Annotated in this window: 19 protein-coding genes and 1 pseudogene; 12 read left to right on the top strand and 8 right to left on the bottom strand. The window is 37.8% G+C overall.

Going from position 1 to position 24,044, the window contains the following annotated elements; translation table 11 throughout:
- Window positions 1-28: 28 nt before the first annotated feature.
- The 11 genes and pseudogenes from I2483_RS03485 to I2483_RS03435 all read left to right on the top strand — a co-directional run bounded on the left by I2483_RS03485 (window position 29) and on the right by I2483_RS03435 (window position 13,952).
- Window positions 29-1,621 carry an FAD-dependent oxidoreductase gene (locus I2483_RS03485; RefSeq protein ID WP_207173959.1) on the top strand — a complete coding sequence of 531 codons (1,593 nt, stop codon included), beginning with the start codon at window positions 29-31 and terminating at the stop codon, window positions 1,619-1,621.
- Between the two features lie 28 nt (window positions 1,622-1,649).
- Window positions 1,650-2,600 (top strand): GNAT family N-acetyltransferase, encoded by a 951-nt coding sequence (locus I2483_RS03480; RefSeq protein ID WP_207173958.1) that lies wholly within the window; start codon window positions 1,650-1,652, stop codon window positions 2,598-2,600.
- A 468-nt stretch (window positions 2,601-3,068) separates the two neighbouring features.
- Window positions 3,069-3,311, top strand: a pseudogene (locus I2483_RS03475) (MATE family efflux transporter); the annotation flags it as partial.
- Window positions 3,312-4,293: 982 nt separating this feature from the next.
- A complete protein-coding gene (locus I2483_RS03470) occupies window positions 4,294-5,202 on the top strand; it encodes a dihydrodipicolinate synthase family protein (protein ID WP_207173957.1) in 909 nt (302 codons plus the stop codon).
- Window positions 5,203-5,343: 141 nt separating this feature from the next.
- A complete protein-coding gene (locus I2483_RS03465; protein ID WP_346267689.1) occupies window positions 5,344-6,291 on the top strand; it encodes an ABC transporter permease in 948 nt (315 codons plus the stop codon).
- Window positions 6,292-6,307: 16 nt separating this feature from the next.
- Window positions 6,308-7,192, top strand: a complete 885-nt coding sequence (locus I2483_RS03460; protein ID WP_207173956.1) for a carbohydrate ABC transporter permease — start codon at window positions 6,308-6,310, stop codon at window positions 7,190-7,192.
- Between the two features lie 34 nt (window positions 7,193-7,226).
- Window positions 7,227-8,921, top strand: coding sequence for an ABC transporter substrate-binding protein (locus tag I2483_RS03455; RefSeq protein WP_207173955.1), 1,695 nt, complete (start codon window positions 7,227-7,229; stop codon window positions 8,919-8,921).
- 108 nt (window positions 8,922-9,029) lie between these two features.
- Window positions 9,030-10,382 carry an exo-alpha-sialidase gene (locus tag I2483_RS03450; protein ID WP_207173954.1) on the top strand — a complete coding sequence of 451 codons (1,353 nt, stop codon included), beginning with the start codon at window positions 9,030-9,032 and terminating at the stop codon, window positions 10,380-10,382.
- A 536-nt stretch (window positions 10,383-10,918) separates the two neighbouring features.
- The gene (locus I2483_RS03445; RefSeq protein WP_207173953.1) at window positions 10,919-11,524 is read left to right on the top strand and encodes a YesL family protein; all 606 of its coding nucleotides are present in this window, start codon (window positions 10,919-10,921) and stop codon (window positions 11,522-11,524) included.
- Between the two features lie 532 nt (window positions 11,525-12,056).
- Entirely contained in the window at window positions 12,057-12,755 is a 699-nt protein-coding gene (locus tag I2483_RS03440; RefSeq protein ID WP_207173952.1) for an N-acetylmannosamine-6-phosphate 2-epimerase, read from the top strand.
- Window positions 12,756-13,097: 342 nt separating this feature from the next.
- Window positions 13,098-13,952 carry a MurR/RpiR family transcriptional regulator gene (locus I2483_RS03435; protein WP_207173951.1) on the top strand — a complete coding sequence of 285 codons (855 nt, stop codon included), beginning with the start codon at window positions 13,098-13,100 and terminating at the stop codon, window positions 13,950-13,952.
- A 371-nt stretch (window positions 13,953-14,323) separates the two neighbouring features.
- Here the strand turns inward: I2483_RS03435 and I2483_RS03430 are convergent, their stop codons facing one another.
- From I2483_RS03430 to I2483_RS03410, 5 genes are read right to left on the bottom strand one after another with little or no spacing between them, the layout of a single operon-like run.
- A complete protein-coding gene (locus tag I2483_RS03430) occupies window positions 14,324-15,046 on the bottom strand; it encodes an ATP-binding cassette domain-containing protein (RefSeq protein WP_186670869.1) in 723 nt (240 codons plus the stop codon).
- Window positions 15,039-15,698, bottom strand: a complete 660-nt coding sequence (locus I2483_RS03425; protein WP_207173950.1) for an amino acid ABC transporter permease — start codon at window positions 15,696-15,698, stop codon at window positions 15,039-15,041. The genes I2483_RS03430 and I2483_RS03425 overlap by 8 nt, the downstream gene beginning before the upstream one ends.
- 27 nt (window positions 15,699-15,725) lie before the next feature.
- The gene (locus I2483_RS03420; protein ID WP_186670867.1) at window positions 15,726-16,520 is read right to left on the bottom strand and encodes a transporter substrate-binding domain-containing protein; all 795 of its coding nucleotides are present in this window, start codon (window positions 16,518-16,520) and stop codon (window positions 15,726-15,728) included.
- A gap of 17 nt (window positions 16,521-16,537) precedes the next feature.
- A complete protein-coding gene (locus tag I2483_RS03415; protein ID WP_346267688.1) occupies window positions 16,538-17,866 on the bottom strand; it encodes an aspartate aminotransferase family protein in 1,329 nt (442 codons plus the stop codon).
- Between the two features lie 11 nt (window positions 17,867-17,877).
- Complete coding sequence (locus tag I2483_RS03410) at window positions 17,878-19,242, bottom strand: sigma 54-interacting transcriptional regulator (RefSeq protein ID WP_207173949.1); 1,365 nt, start codon at window positions 19,240-19,242, stop codon at window positions 17,878-17,880.
- Window positions 19,243-19,540: 298 nt separating this feature from the next.
- On the opposite strand from I2483_RS03410, the gene I2483_RS03405 reads away from it, so the two are divergent.
- A complete protein-coding gene (locus I2483_RS03405; protein ID WP_207173948.1) occupies window positions 19,541-20,716 on the top strand; it encodes a M20 metallopeptidase family protein in 1,176 nt (391 codons plus the stop codon).
- Between the two features lie 88 nt (window positions 20,717-20,804).
- On the opposite strand, the gene I2483_RS03400 is transcribed toward I2483_RS03405, so the two are convergent.
- The 3 genes from I2483_RS03400 to I2483_RS03390 form a co-directional block, all read right to left on the bottom strand.
- Window positions 20,805-22,070, bottom strand: coding sequence for an MFS transporter (locus I2483_RS03400; RefSeq protein ID WP_207173947.1), 1,266 nt, complete (start codon window positions 22,068-22,070; stop codon window positions 20,805-20,807).
- Window positions 22,071-22,411: 341 nt separating this feature from the next.
- Entirely contained in the window at window positions 22,412-22,963 is a 552-nt protein-coding gene (locus I2483_RS03395; protein WP_207173946.1) for a GDYXXLXY domain-containing protein, read from the bottom strand.
- On the bottom strand, window positions 22,944-24,035 hold the full coding sequence (locus I2483_RS03390; RefSeq protein WP_207173945.1) for a DUF2157 domain-containing protein: 1,092 nt from the start codon (window positions 24,033-24,035) through the stop codon (window positions 22,944-22,946). The genes I2483_RS03395 and I2483_RS03390 overlap by 20 nt, the downstream gene beginning before the upstream one ends.
- Window positions 24,036-24,044 lie beyond the last annotated feature (9 nt).

The following is a 24,044-nucleotide window of genomic DNA, read 5'->3' as shown; positions in this document are numbered from 1 at the left end:
CCTAACAGGATATACGGAGGTTTTATTAATGGATTTTAGCAATTTGCATTATTATGTTCCAACAAAAAAAGTCGACCAATCAACGTTAATTGAAAAAAATCTACTTATATACGGAGGGACACCAGCCGGTATAACAGCGGCTATTCAAGCGACAAGAATGGGTCTCACTGTTGCAATCATCGAATTTAGCAAAAATGTTGGTGGGATGACTGCGAGCGGACTAGGAGCAACAGATCTTGGCGCAGAAGCTGCGGTTGGTGGTCTTTCAAGAGAGTTTTACCAAGAAATTGCGAAGTACTATGGAAGAGAGAAACAATGGAAATTCGAACCGAAAGCGGCACGCTATGTGTTTGATAAATGGATGAAAGACTATGATATTCCGGTTTATTTGAACCAACACCTAGCGGAAGTTAGTAAAGAGAATGGAGCAATCATTGAAATTGTAATGGAAGATGGAACTCGTTATAAAGGGAACGTCTTTATGGATTGTAGTTATGAAGGTGATTTATTAGCTAAATCAGGTGTTAGTTATTTTGTTGGACGAGAATCGAATGCAACATATCAAGAAATTTATAATGGGATCCAGTTTGGTGCACCGCATCATAAATTTGAAAAGTGGATTGACCCTTATATTGTAGAGGGGGAGCCAGCGAGTGGTTTGTTGCCGGGGATTACAGAAGATGACTTAAAGCAATTAGGTTATCAAGGGCAAGGAGATCATCGGATTCAAGCGTATAATTTCCGGGTTTGCTTGACGAAGGAACAAGAGAATCGTGTTCCATTTCCAAAGCCACCACGTTATGAAGCGGATCGATACCGACTTCTACTTCGTTATATTCAATCGGGCGTTTGGGATGCGATGAACCTTCATACGATGTTGCCGAACGGGAAATCGGATTTGAATAATTACGGGGCAATATCAACGGACAATCTTGGAATGAATTACGACTGGCCAGAAGGTAGTTATCAAAGACGTGAGGAGATTTTTCAAGATCATTTGAATTATGATTTGGGAATGTTGTATTTTTTAGCGAATGATGTACGTGTTCCAGTAGCAATACGTGAAGAAGTAGCTGCCTGGGGGTTACCGAAAGATGAATTTGAACAAACGGGGAACTGGCCACATCAGTTGTATATCCGTGAAGGGAGAAGAATGATTTCTGATTATGTCATGACTGATCATAATTGTCTAAAGCAGACATTTGTTGATGATCCAATCGGTTTGGCATCATTCCATATGGATTCTCATAATTGTCGACGTGTCGTAATTGATGGCAGATGTGTGAATGAGGGAGATGTACAGGTACCAATTGCTCCTTATGAGATTTCGTATCGTTCCATTCGGCCAAAGCCTGACGAATGTACAAATTTACTTGTTCCCGTTTGTTTATCAAGTTCACATATTGCATATGGTTCAATTCGAATGGAGCCGATATTTATGATTCTAGGGCAGACAGCAGGAACGGCGGCAGCACTTGCCTTTAAACATGAAATAGCTGTCCAAGATGTAGATTATAAAGAATTAAAACAGGAACTTCTAAAGGCGGATCAAGTTGTCGAATGGGGTGACGATATGGTGGATGATCCGATTAAACGAATGGAAGAAACGTTCGGAAAGTAATAACCATTATAGTAGTGGAGGGGTTTAGATGAAAATCATTGCTTGGAAGCGCGATAGATTAAAGGAACTAGTAGAGTTATGGAATAAAGAATTAGCCGTTGATTTTCCGATGCGTGAAGACTTGTTTGTACAGAATAGTTTCGATGACGTGAACATAAGCTATGGCAGTTCTTATATTGCAGTAGATGATCAGGACCATGTGATTGGATTTGTAGTCGCTAAACGATGGCAAGAAGAAATAGATGTGAAAATGGATCCTAAAAGGGGCTGGATCCAAGTGTTATTAGTAGACAGTGCCCACCGTGGAAAAGGTATTGGTACAACGCTACTAGAACGTGCAGAAGCAGATTTAAAGGGAAATGGTGTTGAGGAGATGCAATTGGGTGGCGACCCTTATCACTATTTCTCAGGTATACCAGATCATTATACGGATGCACAAAAGTGGGCAGAAAAACATGGCTACATTAAAAGAGTAGACACATATGACTTGATTAACCGTCTGGATAAAAAATATGACTTACCTGCTGATAATTCAGTTGCCTTTTCAATTCTTAAAAAGGAGGAAGAGGCAGACCTAATTTCATTTCTAGAAAGATGTTTTCCAGGAAGATGGGTCTATGAAACGATGAAATACTTTGAAATGAATGGGAATGGGCGAGAATTTGTTATCGTCAAAAAGAAGGGCCAAATCATAGGGTTTTGCAGAATAAATGATAGCCACTCGCCATTCATTGCACAAAATGTTTATTGGAGCCCCCTTTTTGAACAAGAAGTCGGTGGTATTGGTCCACTAGGAATTGATGCAAATGAACAAAAGCAAGGGTACGGATTAGCGATTGTACAAGCAGCAATGGTTTATTTACAACAACGAAGTATTGAAACAATCATTATTGATTGGACAATTTTAGTGGACTTTTATAAAAAACTAGACTTTAATCCATGGAAAACATATGGTGTTTATTTAAAGGATTTAAAGTGAGGATTTCGAAGCTGGTACAGGGAGTAATGAAGGACCGCCAATCATACTGAGAGCGATCAAAGCCTTATCGGTGCACCTTTTACAGTGACGAAGGTAAAAACATCCCACTCAATAAAGTGAGGTGTTGTTAAATTTTCCCTTTTCTAGTTGCGATGACATTGTTGCAGTCTCTATATGAATAATAAAAGCGTTATACAAATGATTTATATAGTTTGAGTTTAAAATGAATGGTGAGATAAGTATTGTTTATAGTTAGATATATAATAGAAGACGTTATAATGGCAGCAACTGCAACTGAAAAAAGCCCAGTTGTCAAAAAAACGGATTTATATCATCTATCGTAACCGGTTTTTTTAGAAGTTTTTCTCTTTATGTTGATCGGCATTGCGGATACATTCATGTTGAGTACATAGTCAGATGATGCGGTGTCAGGTGTAGAGGCGGCAAATCAGTATGTTCATATCACCATTCTCCTCCTTGCGTGCAACGGGAGATGCAACATATCCGGTCATCATTGGTTCTTTTTCAATGGTAGCCTTGAGTTTGCCATTAGGCTATTTTTTAGTATTCGAATTAAATCTCGGTCTCGTCGGCGTATGGCTAGCGATAACTGTAGATGAATGGACACGTGCTATTATTATGTATTTCCGATGGAAGAGTAGGAAATGGGAAAGATACGCTCTGGTAACGCCGAAAAAGAGTCCTCAGTGATATTTACATTATCAAATAACCCACTTGAAAAAATTGAATAGCATATAAAACATGCCACTAATATTGATTAAGTGGCATTTTTTGTATTGGAAAAGGATAGTAATTTAGATGTCTATTTTTATGTGGCAAAAGATCTTCATATTTATAAAATGATTCCACTTACCGAAGTTCCAGATGATGTGTTTGTATAAGAGAATATAGGACCTGGATTCGGAATCATTGCAACAGGAGACACCGTTTATTCATTGTTCTAGGGTGAAATTGTGTACTATCATTGAATAAAAATCGTATATACCTCTTAACAGTTGATGTCACAATTGTTTTCAATCAGGATGCATACCAGTTGGTTCGATAAGAAAGACATTGAACGGTTTACTTGTAAAACTCAGAACTTATTTTGCTTACACTACTAAAATAACTCCACAAAAGCCAGCGACCCGGGCGGGTTTAACTCACTGAAAGTGGAAAGTGTTGGAATAACTAGCGTGAAGCCAAAATGTATTTTGATGTTCGATCTTTGATTCATATATCTACAAATCTTGAATTAACGGGCAGTATGACCCCCACTTCAAGTCTTTAGGGACACAAGAAGAATAAGCGTGGGATGAAGAACCCCCTCTGATTGAAGATTAAAGTTATCTTAATAATCTAAAATGAGGCCAATCAAGCCATATATGCAAATGCACTTCCGGTATATAGCGGAATAATACATGAGATATTGCGGTGGCCATGTAAACTAATCCCGATGAAGCACCTATAGTGATGACCTCAATACAAGATGAAATAGCAATTGAAAAGGTTTGTTTGATGTATATCCGAGATAAATAGTACTTTATTTCATATCGTATAAATAGACAGAAGTAGTGGATATTTCTTCCGGAAATAACTATTTTGGTGAAAACTATTTACAATTATCAGAATCTATTATATAGTCTAATTGTTAAAGCATTTACATATTAGGCTTAATTGGGGAGGGATAGAAATGGTATTAGATAAATATAAGGGGATCATTCCTGCATTCTATGCTTGCTATGATGAATCAGGAGAAATTTCGAAGGAGGGAATTAAGGAATTATCGAACCATCTTTATGCAAAAGGGGTAAAGGGTGTCTATGTAGGCGGGAGTTCTGGTGAGTGCATTTATCAAAACCTTGAGGAAAGAAAGGCAACATTGAAACATGTTGCCGAAAACTTAAAAGGGAAGCTTACTTTAATTGCTCATGTTGGTGCACCATCAACAAAAGAAAGCATTGCATTAGCGAAATACGCAGAGGAATTAGGCTATGACGCGTTATCTGCAATACCGCCAATTTACTTTCAACTTCCAGAAAGCGCAATTGAAAAGTATTGGTCAGAAATCATGGACTCGACAGAGCTACCATTTATTATTTACAATATACCTCAAACAACTGGATATAATCTTTCAACTAACTTACTTAAGAAATTATTGGAAAACGACAAGTTAATTGGAGTTAAAAATTCTTCCATGCCAGTATTGGACATTGAGAGGTTTAAAGCGACAGCTAATAAAGATTTTATCGTATTTAATGGACCAGATGAGCAATATGTATCGGGTAGATTAATTGGTGCTGATAGTGGGATAGGCGGAACATACGGAGTAATGCCAGAGCTATTCTTAAAAGCAGAAGAATTTGTTTCATCAGGTGATTTTTCAGAAGCAAGAAGAATTCAAAGAGACATAAATGACATTATTATTTCGTTATGTTCACTTAATGGTTCGATGTACGATGTGATTAAAGAAATATTTAAACTACGAGGAGTAAATATTGGAAATGTAAGGGGTCCATTAGAGCCAGTTACAGGAAATGATTTGGAGAAAGTAGAGGATATTAAAAATGTAATTGATGAAACGATTGCAAAATTTAGCTAATTTGAAATTAGTCAAACGGAATGGGCTATATGGACAAAACATGGCACTGGGGTAGCTTAAGGGAATAGGGGAAAAGAAAATACTACTATTAGTAGCTCTATAATGGCAGGGAACTTAATCTTTTCTGGGGGAGGGCATATCGTGGAAGTTTTAGAAAAAAATAACGTTAATCTAAAGCGAAAAAAAAGTAATAGATGGCTAGAAGTCAAAAAAATGAAAGCGTTCTATCTTATGTTATTGGCCCCTATGGCTATGTTGTTTTTATTTAGCTATGTACCAATGTACGGAATATTAATTGCATTCAAAGACTTTTCACCAGGTTTGGGTATATGGCACAGTCCATGGAATAACTTTGAGCATTTTAAAAGATTATTTGATGATTATTTGTTTATAAGAGCACTAAAAAATACGGTTATTATTAGTGTACTAAAGATAATCATTTCATTTCCTGCCCCAATTATTTTTGCTTTGTTGTTAAATGAGGTTACTCACAATAAGTTTAAAAAAATAACACAGTCAATCTCCTATTTACCGCACTTTATGTCGTGGGTAATTCTTTCAACAATGATTGTTGAGGTACTTTCCCCTGAAAGAGGAATTATTAACTTTTTTATTGGCTTATTTGGTGGAGACAGCGTTCATTTCCTAGCTAGTAAAACCGCTTTTATTCCTATGTTAATCATTTCGGATATATGGAAGGAAATAGGGTATGCATCTATTATTTACTTAGCGTCAATGGCATCAATTGATCCTGCTTTATATGAGGCAGCGGAAATAGATGGAGCAAATCGATTTCATAAAATGATTTATGTCACTATCCCGTCAATTATGCCGATGATTATTATTTTATTTATCTTAAGACTAGGTAGCATCTTGAATGCTGGTTTTGATCAAATCTTAAACTTATACAACCCATTAGTTTATGAGGTAGCAGACATTATAGATACCTACGTTTATCGAGCTGGATTAGAGCAATTCCAATTTGATTATGCAACTGCGGTAGGATTGTTTAAAAATGTAGTTGGAATCGCGCTTATATTAAGTGCAAATGCAATTATTAGAAGAAGAAGTGAACATGGAATTTGGTAGAAAGGGGATCTGAATCATGAAACTAAGAGATCGGAAAAAAATATCGTGGTTTAACGTAGTGAATATGACATTTATTGTTTTATTCTCTATAGCTGTCCTTTATCCTTTCTGGCAAACGATAGTGTTATCTTTTACTGATGCTAATCAAGCATCAAGTCTTGGGTTAAACATTTGGCCAGAAAGATGGATCACTGATGCTTATGTGTATATATTTTCATATGAGCAAATAGGTGTAGCTTATCTTAATACGATTTTCCGAACTGTGACAGGTACTATATTAATTGTTATATTTACTGTTTTGGCTGCATATCCACTGTCAAAAAGGAACCTCCCTTATCGAAATACAATTACGATCCTATTTTTGATAGCAATGTTTTTTTCGGGAGGAATGATTCCAGACTATTTACTAATCAAAAACCTTGGTTTACTTGATAATCGTTTGGCATTGATTTTGCCATCAGCTCTTAACGTGTTTTATGTAATAATTATGCGTAATTATTTCATGACAATTGACAAAGGTATTGAGGAATCTGCAGTAATGGACGGGGCTAATCATCTTACGATATTAATGAAAATTATTATGCCTTTATCCAAGCCAGTTATTGTCACAATCGCACTTTGGGCAGCGATAGGGCATTGGAATGAGTGGTTTCATGCTTTGATCTATATTCAAGATGATACAAAGACGGTACTGCAAATGGTAGTAAGGGATATGCTGGTCAATATGAATCTATCACAAGAAACACAGGTATCTGGTGCAGGAGCAACAAATTCAAATCTACTTTTAAGTAATGTTCGAGCGGCAACTGTAATGGTATCAATTGGACCGATAATTCTAGTATATCCGTTCGCACAAAAGTACTTTATCCGTGGAATTATGATTGGATCTCTAAAAGGCTGAAATATTAATAGATATAAGAGGAGGATGTTGCTAAATGAATAGATACATGAAATTGTTAAGTATACAACTAGTAATGGGCTTGTTTATTATTATGGGTATTGCTGGTTGCAACACTAATACTGATAAAGATGATGTTGTAATGGAAGATTTACCTGAGTTAGGTGATTTTTCGAAAGAACTTACATTAAAACTTTCAGGTTCCTTTACTCAAGGGAAAATTGAGGAAGATAATTGGGTCCAAAAAAAGCTTGAGAAAATGTTTAACGTAAAAATTGTAAACACTAAAAACAATACATGGAGTAAAGATGAAGTTTCATTAATGGTTGCATCAGGTGATGTTCCAGATACATTCTCCTTTACGGCCGGCACTCAAACTTCGAGGCAGTTATATGAAGGCGGTGTAACAAGAACAATACCGAGAGCAATGATTGAAAAATATGCACCACTGTACTCGAAAATGATAGATGAAAATGCTCCGGGTTGGGAAATGAATTTAGCACCTGAGAAAGAGAATGAGTATCTCAACTTAACGGGATATCAAGGTCATGCAGCCGGTATATTATGGGCACCTACATTCCGACTAGATTGGTTGGAGAATCTTGGGATTGCACCTCCAGGAGAAATTAATCCTGTTGGAACAGAGGGAGGATTAGAGCGAATCTTCTTTACCGATAAAGCCTACACATTAGAAGAGGTCGAAAAAATACTTCATGCATTTACTTACGATGATCCAGATGGAAATGGGATAAATGATACTTATGGTATGTTACCCTACAATAATCAGCTTCACTGGATGAATACGTTGATGGGGGCACACGGTGTTGCGTCTGGTTACAACTTGATGGAAGATGGCGAATTAATAAGTGCAGAGATATCCAACAAATATAAAGAAGGATTAAAATTGTTGGCGAAGTGGCAAGAAATGGGTGTTATTGATCCGGAATGGACTACAATTGATGTAGAAACGAGCTGGGAAAAGTATAAACAAGGGAGGACTGGTTATTTTACTGCTCAACGTTCATATGTAGCTATGGAAGAGTGGACAAAAACTAGGGCCCCTCAGAATCTTGTTGCAGCAGATCCAAATGTGAAAGTACTTGTTACGGCGCCAGAGATAGGCCCAGATGGTCAACAAGGTCAGGGTGCTTGGATGCCAGTTACTCTTCTGGGAGATGCATTTCAAATCTCTAAGGATGTTACAGATGAAGAGTTGGCTAGAATATTGCAGATATTCGATTACATCAATCACGATGATGATTCAAGATGGACTATATACGGTGAAGTTGGCGAACATTCAGAGTGGGGAGGAACTCCTGAAGAGTCATCATTACTAGTAAAGGAGGAATACCCGTCTACAGAAGGTAATATGGGCTTTAACGCCTATAACTTTAGAACCTATTCAGGGAAAAGGTTGCAATGGTTAACTTCAGAGAAAACATTGAAGTTAATGGAGCAATTCTTCGCAAAACCTGAGGTAGTGGAAAAAATGGCCATACGCCCATATAGATATGACTTGTTTAATGAAACGAAAGGGCAAGAGCTTACAAAAAGATATAGTGGACAATTAAATACGATTGTCGAAGAATTTAGAATGAAGGCTATTGTTGGCGAACTAGACGTGGATAAAGAGTGGGATTCATATGTTGAAAATTGGTTGAAAAATGGAGGAAAACAAGTACTAGAAGAATTAGAGAAAGCGCCAAAAGTATCAGACCTATTAGAAAAGTAGGATGTAATTGAGTAATGTGACAGTGTGTAGCTACTAGCTAAAGCTAGAGTGTTTGATAAAAAACATGCTGTTCACTTTTTTAGAATTAAAAATTAGGAGGAGTTTTTTGTGGGTATAGCAAATATTAGTAATAACATTACAAAGCCTTTGCCATTATTTTATACGGGATTGGGGGGATCTGAAGCCTATCGTATACCTTCTATGATTACGACTTTAAAGGGAACAATTATTGCTGGTATTGACGCAAGAATTGTAAACTCACGAGACAATCCTAATAAAATTGATACTACTATTCGGAGAAGTACAGATAATGGTGAAACGTGGGGACCGGTTCAAAAGTTAGTGGCCTATCCAGGCGAAGGCTTGGACGGGTCTGCGGCCATCGACACTTCACTACTTCAGGATGAAATCACTGGTACCATCTGGATGTTGTTTTCACATACTCCAGGAGGTATCGGACTTTGGTCAAGTGAGGAAGGAACTGGTTTTGATCATCGCGGCAGAAGATTTCTATATGATAATTATGATGGTCAGTTTACTTTACAAGAAAACGGAGAGGTTTATGATCAATTCGAAAATAAAACTTTATTTACGGTAGATGAAGAAGGTAATGTATGGATAGGTGGAGTCCGAAGTGGAAACATTTTCAAGAAAAAGGGTGTAGATTCAAATGAGAAGTTATTAGAGGCCAGAACATCGTTTCTTCAAATAATCAAGAGTGAAGATGACGGCCTTACATGGTCAAAACCAATAGAATTAAACCATGAAGTAAAAGATTCTTGGATGTGCTTTATCGGCACTGGACCTGGAAGAGGATTACAATTAAAACAAGATGAAAATAAAGGAAGGCTTATTTTCCCAATATATTTTTCAAATAAACACGGAAAAATGTCATCCGCTGTTATATATAGTGATGACCAGGGGAGTACATGGCATAGATCTAGTTCGCCGAACGATGGCAGGGTATTTAATGACAAGGTATTAAGTGCGGAAACTCTATCTGAAGAAAGTTCAGATTTAACGGAGTCTCAAGTAATTGAACTGCCAAATGGATACCTTCACCTATATATGAGAAATCACTCTGGGAAGCAGAGAACGGCTATTGCTGTTAGTAAGGATGGAGGAATAAACTGGAATGATTTGAAGTATGACCAGGATCTCCTAGACCCAACATGCCAATCATCAATTATTAAATATCCTGATTTAGGAGATGGAAAAACAAGATTGTTGTTTACTAATCCAGCTGATAGTAAGCATCGCCAAAATGGTACGGTTAGATTGAGTGAAGACGGGGGTGAATCATGGGCTTATTCCAAGCAAATTGAATCTGGTTCATTTATATATTCTTGTCTTACTGTGTTGCATAACGGGGAAATTGCTCTTCTATATGAGACTGAGCCAACCAACGAAGAAATTACTGTTAACTTTGTCAAATTCACGCTAGATTGGCTTAAGTCATAATTGGTGGTTTAAATCTGGTAGTAATTATATGTTCTACTATTCCTTCTATCATTCCAGCTACCGTAATTATAAATGATATAGTGACTATACTTTCTACGTAGCTGGATTGATAGGATTTTTCAGGAAAAATCACATCATATCAAAACTTAAATAGAGTGCCCATCTTGTATATAGAAATTTATTAATTTATCAAAGATGACACAGTTTATGAAGCCTTTCCTACATTTTATTTAACAAAGAAAAATCATACGGATCAAAGCTGTACAATGATTTTTATAAGATGGTAGAAGATGAAAAGAAACATGGATTGAGAGGATTGAACCTGCTGAAGAAGCTAAAGGGTTAGACTAATTTTTTATTGTGGACAGTGGGTACTCATGTAGATTTTCAATTTAATGATGCTATGTTTTGTGCTGCAAAATATATTACAGAAGACATACAAAAATGGCGAATTCGCAGATAGAGTCTTACGAAGGATGCTTTAATCTTAAGTTGAAAAGGCAGTTAGTGTATAAAATTTAAATGGGGTGTAGAAATTGTTTAAACCTAGTAGTAAGTTAATGAGGTTCGCAGAATGGCTCACTAAACTTTTGCATATTCAATTAATTTGGATTTTGTTTTGTTTAATTGGGCTAGTTATTGGCGGTATTTTCCCGGCAACCTTTTCGATGTTTGCAATCATTAGAAAATGGATTATTAAACAAGATGATTTCCCCGTTCTTAAAACCTTTATGAGAACATATAAAAAAGTATTTATCAAATCAAATATATTAGGATATGGAATGATTCTATTAGGTTTTAGTATTTATTATTACATACAACTTTTCAGCTCTATTTCTATTGTTTTAGTAGCAGTTACATCCATGTTTGGTCTTGTTTATTTAATGACAAGCTTATTTATTATTCCAGTTTATGTTCACTTTAATATCAGTCTTCCTGAAGTGATAAAACATGCTGGGATTATTGCAGTATCACACCCACTACACATATTACTAATGGTACTGTCTCTTATAGCGTTTTGGTATATAATGTTACTACTACCTGCGATGCTACCATTTATTGGTTTTAGTTTTCTTTCCTACGTCCTAATGTTTATAGCGAATACAGCTTTCACAAGTATTGAACGGAAAGTGGCTCAGTAAATGTATAGTTTTTCTAACATTTAAGATCAGGGCTAGTTTAGGAGGAAAAGTAAAGAGTTGAAGTAAGAAATTAGTATAATAGGAAGTATTCAATTTCCGTTTGCTCAATCTAACTATATCGAGTCTGCAAGTCCCGTGGTAGATTGTTGCAGTTTTCCCGGGCTTACTTCTAGTCTTTTTGTGGTTAGTGGTCTTGTTGCTTATGCATTTTCGAAGCTCAAGTTTAAAGGTAGAAACATAATTTCTTATCTTTACTTCTAGCCTTATTGTCCTAAATCATTCAAATTCTTGGTATAGTAGAAATAATTTATAGTAATATTTGACATATCGTAGTTATTCTTCTAGAAAGTACTTTAATGAAAGGTGTTTTTTGGTGGTAATTTGTTGTTGATCAAGATAATAATAGTCAAGCACTGATGGTAAGAATTGCAACATTAATGCATGAATTTAGTCTGAGTTTTGCTTAAAAGATGGTAGGAGGAGCTACGGTAGCCTCTATAAAAAATAATATAAAATACGGAGTTGTATTCATATGAAAAATACAGAGGAAGTTTTTCAATCAATTAAGGGGGAACTTATTGTTTCTTGTCAGGCACTCCCTGAAGAACCAATGCATAGTCCGTTTATTATGAGCAGAATGGCATATTCAGCGATGAAAGGTGGAGCTAAAGGAATCAGAGCTAATAGCATTGAAGATATTAGAGAGATAAAAAAAACTGTAGAATTGCCAATAATCGGTATTATTAAAAGTGTCTATGAGGGATCTGAAGTATTCATCACACCGACATTAAAAGAAATAGATCAATTATATCATGAAGGCGTCGATATTATTGCAATAGATGCAACCAATAGGGTTAGACCTGATGGTAAAATCATAAGCGAAGTATTCCCGACTATTCGTGAGAAATATAGTGATCAGTTATTCATGGCCGATTGCTCAACTTATGAAGAAGCGAAAGAAGCATATGAATTAGGATTTGATTGCTTAGGTACGACACTAAGTGGTTATACCGACTATACTCAAGGTACAAGCTTACCAGATATTACGTTGATTGAAAGGCTTGTGAAGGATTTTCCTATCCCAATTATCGCTGAAGGTGGGATTTGGACACCAGAAGAACTTAAGCATGTGTTCAAACTAGGAGTCTGCTCTGCAGTTGTTGGGACTGCAATAACAAGACCCATGGATATTACAAAAAGGTTTGTTGAAGCCATAAAACAAGTTGTATAAGGATGGAGCCAATGATCGTTAACAGTAGATAGATAATAGTGAAACATCTCATAATCTTTGCATCTCTGATTAAAAACTTGAGATGGTGCTCAATGACCGAGTACTTGAAGTAGATTATGACCTAGTTTCACTAACTTATAACTTTAATCATCTTGCCATTATTTTAGGTGCTGGCGTGGTGGATCAAGAAAGATTAGTGTCATTGGTAAAAAGTAAAGTAAAAGAAAAAATAGTGAGGAGTTTTTCGAAAATAGCAACATGAGGGCCTCACTTTTAAACTACGCAGGATTACAAGATGCATTACCTTTGCATTTTTTTAGGAAAGACTGGAGGTAGTATACAATGCCAAAAATAGATATCCTTGCATTAATTCATTCAAGATACCACAGCTTTACTAATACAGAGAAAAAAGTAGCTGACTATATCCTTGAAAACACAAAAAGCGTAATTTACATGTCTATTACTGACTTGGCTGATATTTGTGATGTAGGTGAATCTAGTATATTTAGATTTTGCAAAACACTGAAACTTAGAGGGTATCAGGAATTTAAAATTGCTTTAGCTAATAATAATACCTTAGAATATGAAATGCCTCAACTCTCTAGTAAAATTACAATGCAAGATACGATTGATGAACTATCTTCCAAGATTTTAGCGACGACGGTAAATGCACTCACCGAAACACATAACCTAATTAATATAAATGATGTATCCGAAGCAGTTGATATGATCATTAAAGGAGATAGAATTCACTTTTTTGGTGTAGGTGCTTCGTTGATGACTGCGTTGGATGCGAAAAATAAGTTTATGAGGATAACTAATAAAACGGAATGCTCGATAGACTCTCATCTACAAATAATGTCTGCCTCTTTAATGACAAAGAATGAAGTCGCTGTCCTCATTTCTTATTCAGGTTCGACTAAAGATACAATTGAAGTCGCAAAGGTTGCTAAGGAAAGAGGAGCAAATATTATTTCGATAACAAGATTTGCAAAATCACCTCTAACGAGTTACTCAGATATTACCTTACTTTGTGGAGCGAATGAAGGACCATTGCAAGGGGGCAGTTTATCAGCGAAAATATCACAATTGTACTTATTGGACCTTCTTTATACTGAGTACTTTAAAAGAACTAATAAAGAATCAAGTAATAATAAAGCGAGTACGGCAAATGCTGTTATAGAAAAGATGTTGTAAAAAAGTCCCTCTCCAGTATATTATTTCATGATTCGATTCTTCACTCTTATTTTCAAAACTTCAAAAGTTAGTTTTTCTATAAATATCACCTAAACCCTTAGGAACTCTATTTAGCTTTCTGATTTTTATAAGTACTAATTTAACTAGTGGGCTGTTACATTAGTGGAAGTAATGTCTGACCATGATTTTGGAACAATTATGAAAGGAGACACAGTTTAATCCCTGTATGACAGTAAGGTTGTTAGCAACTATTAAGTGAAAATCGTATCAAACTGGATTTTTTTGCATAAATAAACACAAATAACCTAAAGGAATCCAACAACTCAAGCGGATTTATTCGACCGAGTTGTTGGTTTTTTATATTAAACTAATCACAAAATCTTTTCTAAAAAGTCCTGTGCACGTTTACTTTTTGGTGAAGAAAAGAACTCGGCAGGGGGCGCGTCTTCAACTAATTGCCCATCGTCCAAAAACAACACGCGATCTGCGACTTCTCTGGCAAATCCCATTTCATGGGTTACGATCGCCATCGTCATACCTGTAAGCGCTAACGATTTAATAACTTCTAGTACTTCCTTAACCATTTCAGGGTCAAGGGCAGAAGTTGGTTCATCGAAAAGCATCATTTCAGGCGACATTGCCAACGCTCTTGCAATGGCTACACGCTGTTTTTGTCCGCCCGATAAACGAACTGGATGCTCACCTTCTTTTTCGGAAAGTCCCACTTTTTTTAGCAACTCACGTCCATGTAATTCAGCGTCTTTCTTGGAAGTCCCTTTTACCATTATCGGCGCATAGGTAATATTCTCAAGAACCGTCATATGAGGAAAGAGATTAAATTGTTGAAATACCATCCCAACTTGCTCTCTCACCTTCATAATATTGACTTTTGGGTTTGTTACTTCAGCTTCATTGACCCATATATGTCCACTTGTTGGTGTTTCAAGTAGATTGATGCAACGCAGAAATGTTGATTTCCCAGAACCAGAAGGTCCGATAATCGCAATGATTTCACCTTTTTGAATAGTGGTTGAAATCCCTTTTAACACTTCAACTTTGCCGTAACTTTTACGAAGATCTTGGATTTTAATCACTTCGCCTCATCCTCCTTTCAACCGCTTTACCAATCAGTGTTAATACAATGACCATCAGATAATAGATAACACCCGCGAAGATTAGGGATTCAAAATAGCGATATGTATTACCGCCCACGATATATGCTCTCCTCATAATATCCGTTACGCCAATGACAGTTACAATCGCCGATTCCTTTGTTAAGGTAATAAATTCATTCATTAACGCAGGCAAAATATTTTTCAAAGCCTGGGGCAAAACTATGTCCTTCATCATTTTCTTATAGGGGATACCAAGAGCCATTGAAGCTTCTAGCTGCCCTTTATCTACAGCTAGAATACCAGCTCTAATAATTTCTGAGATATATGCACCCGAATTAAAACCAAATGCTAAGACAGCTGCAGTATACGCTGTGACTTTAATATCGAATAATTGAGGGGTACCGTAGTAAATTAACAGCAATTGGAGAATTAATGGAGTTCCACGGAAAATGGACGTATAGATATCGGCAAACCATTTCAATCCTTTAAATCGTCCGATTTTACATAGTGCTAACAAAATTCCGATAGTAAAACCAATAAGTGCTGCAACGCCAACAATTTTAAGTGTGACCCCGATTCCTTGTAAAATATAAGGAATCGAGGTGACAATTTGGGTAAAGTCTAAATTCATGGTTCTACATCCTCTCTCTCGAATGAATTAGTTGCTGAACCATTTCAAAACTAATTTCTCTACTTCACCATTATCTTGTAATTCTTTGAGAACACGGTCAAATTCAGCTGTCAATGCACTGCCTTTTTGAAAAGCCATTGATAAACCTAATTTATGCTCTTCAGGAAGTTCAAAACTTGCTAAATCTTTATTCGACTCGATATAGCCATTTGCCACTACATCTGCAATGACGATTGCATCAAGATGCCCCGATTTAATTTCTTGGAAAAGATCCGGAACGCGGTCTCGGCTTTCAACAGAGTAACCATATTGTTCTTCAAGTGATTTCGCACCTTTTTCTTGAACAGATGCTGTTTGAGCACCAACTTTTTTGCCTTTAAGATCTTCTGCGCTATTAATATTACTATCTTTCATTGTAATAACTAGATTTGTAGCTGTAAAATAAGCAGCCGAAAAATCAATTACTTTTTTACGTTCTTCATTGTTGCCATCCATTCCTGCAACGACCAAATCAATGCTTTTTGCCTGTAGTGCGGGAATTAAACCGTTGAAATCCATGTCTTCAATTTCTAAAGTGTAACCTAGTTCTTTGGCAACCATTTTTGCCAAATCAATATCAAAACCGATGATTTCATCACTTACTGCTGTATCAACATATTCGAATGGGGGGTAATCCGCAGACGTTCCCATTTTAAGTATCTTCGTATCCGCTGTATCTGCTGTACCTGTTTTCTCACCAGTTGCTTCGTCCTTCGTTCCACATGCAACTAGTACACTCATCACTAGAACGAGTAGAAGTGCAATCCCTGACCACTTTTTCATAATAAATCACTCCATTTCTAATTTGTTTTATTTTCAAATTCTGTTAAAGCTTCATCCAATACAGTCAAACCATCATCAATCTGCTCTTTTGTAATCGTTAACGGAGGAATCATCCGGATAACTTCTCCAGAGTTGCCGCATAAGTAGAACAGCACACCTTTGTGAAGGCAACTATCAAGGATGGCCATTACTGCTTCGCCATCAGGTTCACCCGTTTCGGGATTGCCAAGCTCGATACCAATCATCAAACCAACACCTCTAACGTCTTTAATGACTGGATGGTGTAGTTTCATTTCAAGTAAGCGCTCCATTGCATAGGCGCCCATTTCAGTTGCGTTTTCCAATAGCTTTTCTTCTTTCATCACTTCGAGGGAAGCGAGGGCAGCAGAGCAAGCAATAGGGTTACCACCAAATGTGGTGCCGTGTGTACCTAGAGGCCATTGGTCCATTAGTTCTTTCGAAGCGACTGTAGCGCTAAGCGGAAGACCTGCAGCAATCCCTTTTGCGACCGCCATGATATCCGGTTTGACATCGAATGTCTGTGCAGCGAACCAATTGCCCGTGCGACCGAATCCTGTTTGGACTTCATCGAAAATAAGTAGAATGCCATGGCGGTCGCAAATTTCACGCACCTTTTTCAGCCAAGCTTTTGGTGGGATGATGTATCCACCTTCACCTAGAACTGGTTCGATAATCATACAAGCTACTTCTTCCGGATCTACTTGGTGGTTGAATAGTTTTTTTACGTCTTGCTCAAGTTTTTCAGGGAAGAAGACGTCTGGATCTGCTCCTTCAGGAAGGTACTCAGGCAGTGCGTATGGCAACTGATAGGAAAGCCAAGTGGGCTGCAAATGTTTCCGATATTTACTCTTCGATGTTGTCACACTTAGTGCGCCCATTGAACGACCGTGGAAACAGCCAGTGAAAGAAACGATATAAGGTCTTCGTGACGTATATTTAGCAAGTTTTAATGCACCTTCAATTGCTTCAGTGCCGCTATTCGCAAAAAAGAAGTTATCCAGTTTTGGCGGTAAAATCGTTTGTAATTCAGCAGCCAATCTTAAAATAGATTCGTAGATGATAACGCCTGATGGGCCATGAATCAGGTGGTCTGCACTGTCTTTGATTGCCTGGACGACTTTAGGGTGCCGATGTCCTACGTTCTCGACAGCAATGCCAGAAGTGAAATCCAGGTACCTCTTGCCATCAGCGCCGTAATAATAACATCCTTCTGCTTTTACCACTGGTAAGTTCGGATGATCTTTTGCCATACTCGGTGCGAGAAAATTTCCAATGTTGTCGACCATATGAAGCCAGTCTTGTTGTTCTTCTACTTTTTGCTGCACAATAAATCCTCCTACTCGATATCAGTATATTTTTTTAACTTGCGAACCACTGATGGTTGACTTATTCCAAGGAACTTAGCAATTTCAGTTGTTGTACGATAACGCTCCTGCGCATCCCTTAACACTTTCATTTCCACATCATCCAAAATGCTTGGTAGTGTTCGGCCTTCAAGATGGATGATAGATAGGTCATCATCTGTATTTTTACGGTATTCTGGTGGTAAGTCTTTTGCTGTAATAACAGGGGAAGTACTTTGTACAACCAACCGTTCCATAACATTTTTGAGTTCGCTATGGTTCCCGTTCCACTCAAGGAGCAACAGCTGATTAAACACATCATCTGAAAGCTTCTTAGTAGTCGTATGGGTAGTTGAAAACTGATTTAAATAAATTGAAATCAAAGCAATCAAATCTTCTTTTCGATCACGAAGTGGTTTTAAATGAATTGGAACGATATGGAGCATATAATACAAATCTTGATGGAATGTTTTATCAGCAACTGCTTCCGTCAATGCATTCTCGGAGGAGCTAATCAGCCTCACATCAAGTGGTAATACTGTAGTTGCGTGAATAGGTGTATATCTACGTTCTTTCAATACATTTGCAATTTTTCCTTGAAGATGAACCGATAGGTTATCAATCCCCTTTAAATAGAGGGTACCTTCATGGGCTAACGTTAATAGGCCCGTTTCCTTTTGCTCGAACGCTCCACCGAATAATTCCCGTTCAAACATCGCTTCCGGCATTGTTTCGCAGTCAACTTCAATGAAAGGTCCATTGTTTCGCTTACTTTCGTTATGAATGAACTTTGCCATTGTCGTTTTCCCGGTTCCTTGTTCTCCGTAAAGGATGACAGAAACGTCGAGTGCCGCCGCATTCCTAGCGGTTTCATAAGCAATTCGTGTCGTCCTGTTTTCAATCGCCAATCCATCGATTGTAAGATTTTCTTTTCGCAGTAGCGTAAGCTCCTCTTTTGCGAGGGACATCTCGTTTTCAAGTTCTTTCATATATTCCTGGATGACGAGAAGTTCGGCTACTTCATAGGAATAGCTAAGGACAAATTCAACTTCACCTGACTCATTAAAGAATGGCATACCTGTAATGAGTGCTTTTCGTCCGGAAGGGGTCGCTTGTATAACTACAACCTTCTTTTTTTGTAGAAGGACGAGCGGAGTAATAGCAGGAGAGAAAATACCCCTTTTTTCTAGATCATATACAGATTTTCCAAGGAGGTCCTCGGCACGTATCCCGTAGTAGCGTCCACTAATTTGTGAAGCTTTTACGATAATACCTGCGTGATTGGTGACGATGATATCTTCATCATACGAATCAATAATTTCTTCTTTTGAATTTGGATGTAAGAAAAAACCTGTCATACGACCACCTTTCCTAAAAGTAACGGTATTCATTAGTGAATAATTATTTGTTTGTAAATAAAATATACTTTACTATCGGAAAATTAGCAATAGAAACTTAATTTACTAACAATTATAGCGTTGCTTGTATTCGCGATGTCGAAAATTATAACATGCATTCAAATGCGATTACAAGTATAATTATACAAAAGGAGGTATAGATACTTCCAATTTCCTTTTTCCACTGCTATATGATTAAATACAGGTCAAGTAACTCGTTTATTATTCAGAAATGAATCGAAGGAAAGGGGATTAGTCGATGTTGAAAGAAATGCTATTCAATAAAATAGAGGAATTTATGGAAGAAATGATTTACGTGCGTCGTCATTTGCATATGCATCCTGAATTGTCACACAAGGAAATTGCAACACCAGCCTTTATCGCCAACTACTTGGTTGACTTAGGAATCGAAGTGCGGAGCGGAGTTGGTGGGAGGGGTGTGGTAGGAATAATACGCGGAGGAAAGCCGGGGAAAACAATCGCTTTTCGAGCCGATTTCGATGCATTACCTATTCATGATGCAAAGAATGCTTCATACCAGTCAACTGTTCCAGGAGTTATGCATGCCTGTGGACACGATGGCCATACTGCTGCATTACTAGGTTTTGCAAAAGCGATAAATGCCGTGAAAGATCAAGTTCAAGGAAACATCGTCCTCATCCATCAGTTCGGAGAAGAATTGCCGCCGGGTGGGTCGAGAGCGATGATTGCTGATGGTTGTTTAGATGGTGTCGATGCGATTTACGGTGCACATCTTCAATCCACTATGGATTCAGGCCATGTTTATGTGCGTGACGGTTATTTACAAGCTGGCGAAGATACAATCAACATTACTGTAAATGGCTCAGGGGCACATGGAGCGGAGCCTCACAAGGGAGCAGATCCGATTTTAGCAGCAAGCCACATCATGGTTGCACTTCAATCCATTGTGAGTCGCAATACAGATCCATTGAAAGAGCTCGTCATTTCTATTGGGAAGTTTCATGCTGGGGATGCGGATAATGTCATTCCAGAAAAAGCGGTAATGGAAGGAACGATTCGTGTCTTTGATGAAGAGTTACGTACTCTCGCGAGTGTTCGTCTGGCGGACCTTGCCCGTTCTATAGGTCGCGGACTCGGTTGTGAGGTGGATGTACAGATTGAAAGAGGATACGATGCACTTTGGAATCATGGCGCGCAAATGGACGTCGTCCGAAAAGCAGCGGCGGATGTATTTGGTAGTGACGCTGTTGTGGAAACGCAACCAATAATGCCAGTCGAGGATTTTTCTTATTACCTGCAACATGTTCCTGGTGCTTACTTCTTCGTGGGTGCAAAAATGGAGGATCCTAAAAAAGTGTTCCCGCATCACCATGAAAAATTTGATTTTCATGAACCGGCAATGGAAATGATTGCGAAAACATTTGCAGGGATTGTGCTAGATTATCAAAAATAGTGAATTTTGACCATGTCAATTACAAATAAGAGCCTTCCGGAAAATATCCTAGAAGGCTCTATTATTAATTCAAATAGTTTAGATGAGATTAATTCCACAATCCTGCTTTTTGAAGTTTCTTTTTACCTTTAAACGCCAAGATGATAAAGAGAATATTGATAACAAGCATTGCGAGAATTGTATAAAGGACTAATGTATAAGATCCCGTTAAATCAAATACAAATCCATATCCATATCCAGGTAATGCTACAATACCCGCAACAGCTAGTCCTATTGCAGCTGTTGAATAAATTTGACTAAATTCTTTATTGCCGAAAAGGGCAGTTGTAAGAATTGGTCCAAGTGTACCTACCGATGCAGACACAATTCCGAAAAACCCGATTGCAATCATGAAAATTGTCGAGTTATCTGCGACTGTAAGCAGAAGCCCGATTGAAATCAAACCCGTAATCATTGAGAAAATAGCCGTATTTCTCGCGCCAATCTTGTCGCTTAAGAAACCGAAAAGGATAGCTCCAACTAGCAAACCAAACATCCAAATCCCCAAAGCATTACCCGCGAATTGAACCGTGTAGCCAAGGCCCATTGCAAATGGTGGAATATGTTGGCCAAAGCTGGCAATCGAGGTGATGAAGAAGAAAAAGATGACTAATGCATAAAATGTAGAAGACTTTCTTGCTACAGCAGCTAACACACCTTTATTTGGCTCAACCGGTGCTTCGTTTGCACCTTCTTTAACTTCATCCATACCAATTGGAAGCAGCCCTTTTTGTTGAGGAGCCATTCTAATTAATAAGATTATAATTGGAATAACGATGGCGATTACGACAAGCCCAAGCGTAATGTAAGACGATCTCCAACCATTATTGGCAATCAGGTTACCAACGATTGGTGAGATAACAGCACCGCCTATTCCGACAAATGCCATCATGACACCCATTGCTAATCCGTTATGTTTTTTAAACCAGTTATTGATCAATACAGGGCCAGCCATTGTAGCAACGAAAACTGAACCCATTGCCATTGGAATAGCGAATAAATACCATCCCCACACTGAAGTCATGAGGCCAAACATGGCGAAAGAGCCAGCTTGTAAAATTACACCGGCTATCAGTAGTAACCTAATATCATATTTCGCCATCATCTTACCGGCAATCGGTAAAAATAGCATTGTTACAATTGAAGAAACACTAAAGTATAATGTCAAACTACCCATACCAATATCTAAGTCCTCAGAAACTGGAGTTAAAAATAATGCACCTGAACTATTAATACCACCTCGTGTAAATGCCAGCATGAGCGAAATGCCGATGAGTACCCACCAGCCGAAGTGAATTTTCTTCTTGTTAGTCATTTAAATAAACCATCCTTTTAATTTCTACTTTAATCGTTTCGTATATTGAAATGTCATTACCTTTTTCCACGATAATTCTTACAACTATATTAATTTAACATCAAACTATATTATGTGTCAATAAGGTGAATTTTATTATCGCGTTTATTTCCAAACGCTAATAATTCTAACTGTTTACGGGGGGGGGACAGTCGCCACTATAAATTTGCCACAATTCAGGGCAAAGTTCAAAAAGAAATAGCCCGCTCTATGTCAGTTTGACACGGAGAGGGCTATTTTGGGAAACTAAATGGATTCGTGGGCTGTTTCTTTTAGTGTTGATTTCCGGGAGATGCATATCCTTATTTAACCGCGGTTATCTTCTTCAAAATCCCGTAGCCATTTTTCACTTTCAAATGAGCAACTAATTGTCCTTTCGCAGATAAATCTTCAAGTTCTTTTCCAGTGTTTTCCGGTACAAAGTAGCGTTCCAAGCCGAAATCCACGGAATAGACGTAAACACCATCAACATCTTGAAAATCATAACTGCTTAGTTTTCCGGTTAAATAGACACTACCTCTAGGTTTTTTATCAGATAAACTGTCTAACACATAGATATCGCCTTGCTGAACAAGTTTTCCATAAACAGTTAGCCAATTGGAATTCGCCAACTTGTCGATTTTTTTCAAAATAGCGGAAGAAACTTCATTTTTCGGTACCTCCTCAATCTCATAGCGGAGCGTGACATAATCCCCATACAGTAAGTCTCTTGGATCCACTGGCACTGTCAGCAATACTACATCATCTCCGTAGGTCAATGTCCAAATTGGTTTGATAGTCAGGCCGATTAATAGGAGAAGGGGGAGCGTTAATGCAATGATGAATCCGATACGCTTATTTTTCATCATGTTCATCTGAAATCACCGTTCCTCTCCGAGTTTTCTCGAACCAAAAACCAAAGCCGATTAGAATCAAACCACCAATGATAAAGAATAACGATTTTGGCATGAAATTATATGAAAAATCGGCGTAGAAACGGAAAATCAACGTGCACACAATGAGAACCGCTGGCAAACTGCCAATCTTCAAGAAGAACAACAGTTTAACTGCGAAAATGAGTGTGAAAATAATCGCTGCTATTCCTGTATTATCTTCCGAAACGAAATCTATCCATGTACTTGGAAAAGTCAGGTATAGACCCGTGATTCCATAAACTGCAGAGCCAAGCCATTCAGATGGCAACTGGTATCGACCAAATGAAAAGAAGGCAAGGAACAAGCCAAGTGCAAAGAAAGTGCATAAAATTAGTACTTCATGGACGTCAAAATAAATAAATAAATTAAATAAAAATAGCAAGGTTAAAACGGAATTGGCGATAAATAAACCCCTGGAATGACCCATCCGTTTTTCATTCATCCAAAACAGTAGCGGTATAATTAGCAACAGCAGATAGGGTACTTCAACAGTTCCATTCAACACGTTGAAACCGTAAATGATGAAAAATAAGCTGGCAGACGCAAAAATGAGTTTGTCTTTCAAGTAATAGGCAAGTGGTAAAATGCCGAGACCCCACATGAAGAAATCTGCATAAACCACTTCACCCAAATTAAACATTTGACCAATCAGGAAAATCCCAGCGCCAAATGCAAATACACCAATATAATAAAGACTTCGCGAAGTCTTTGGGTAATGATCCTCCAACTTAAAACCACCTGCATAAAAACCAGCTGTTCCGAAGAATAATAGTAAGAACTTCGCAAGTTTCGGGATTTGGTGCCAATTTCCTGCGATGAAGCTCAAAATGCCAACCCCAATCAAAACCGCCCCTATAATTAGCAAGACCCGTACAAAACTAAGTCGCTCAGAAGGCACGTACTCCGCCAGCAGTTTGCGCGCCTGATTGGTTTCCAATTGTCCTGATTGTTCCAAAAAGAGCAATTCCTTCTCAAGGACACGGTATTCTGGGTTACTGATTTTCCTTTTCATCTCATTGAC

It is taken from the genome of Sporosarcina sp. E16_3 (assembly GCF_017347125.1).
GTDB lineage: Bacteria > Bacillota > Bacilli > Bacillales_A > Planococcaceae > Sporosarcina.
The sequence above is the reverse complement of the archived record's forward strand: the minus strand, read 5'-3'. Positions and strand labels throughout refer to the sequence as shown.

Excerpts from the sequence above, each read along its gene's own strand:
- I2483_RS03425 (WP_207173950.1), bottom strand. The coding sequence starts at position 15,698 with ATGAATTTAGACTTTACCCAAATTGTCACCTCGATTCCTTATATTTTA.
- I2483_RS03460 (WP_207173956.1), top strand. The coding sequence starts at position 6,308 with ATGAAACTAAGAGATCGGAAAAAAATATCGTGGTTTAACGTAGTGAAT.
- I2483_RS03390 (WP_207173945.1), bottom strand. The coding sequence starts at position 24,035 with ATGAAAAGGAAAATCAGTAACCCAGAATACCGTGTCCTTGAGAAGGAA.
- I2483_RS03485 (WP_207173959.1), top strand. The coding sequence starts at position 29 with ATGGATTTTAGCAATTTGCATTATTATGTTCCAACAAAAAAAGTCGAC.
- I2483_RS03480 (WP_207173958.1), top strand. The coding sequence starts at position 1,650 with ATGAAAATCATTGCTTGGAAGCGCGATAGATTAAAGGAACTAGTAGAG.
- I2483_RS03440 (WP_207173952.1), top strand. The coding sequence starts at position 12,057 with ATGAAAAATACAGAGGAAGTTTTTCAATCAATTAAGGGGGAACTTATT.
- I2483_RS03395 (WP_207173946.1), bottom strand. The coding sequence starts at position 22,963 with ATGAACATGATGAAAAATAAGCGTATCGGATTCATCATTGCATTAACG.
- I2483_RS03405 (WP_207173948.1), top strand. The coding sequence starts at position 19,541 with ATGTTGAAAGAAATGCTATTCAATAAAATAGAGGAATTTATGGAAGAA.
- I2483_RS03455 (WP_207173955.1), top strand. The coding sequence starts at position 7,227 with ATGAATAGATACATGAAATTGTTAAGTATACAACTAGTAATGGGCTTG.
- I2483_RS03435 (WP_207173951.1), top strand. The coding sequence starts at position 13,098 with ATGCCAAAAATAGATATCCTTGCATTAATTCATTCAAGATACCACAGC.
- I2483_RS03420 (WP_186670867.1), bottom strand. The coding sequence starts at position 16,520 with ATGAAAAAGTGGTCAGGGATTGCACTTCTACTCGTTCTAGTGATGAGT.
- I2483_RS03410 (WP_207173949.1), bottom strand. The coding sequence starts at position 19,242 with ATGACAGGTTTTTTCTTACATCCAAATTCAAAAGAAGAAATTATTGAT.
- I2483_RS03470 (WP_207173957.1), top strand. The coding sequence starts at position 4,294 with ATGGTATTAGATAAATATAAGGGGATCATTCCTGCATTCTATGCTTGC.
- I2483_RS03400 (WP_207173947.1), bottom strand. The coding sequence starts at position 22,070 with ATGACTAACAAGAAGAAAATTCACTTCGGCTGGTGGGTACTCATCGGC.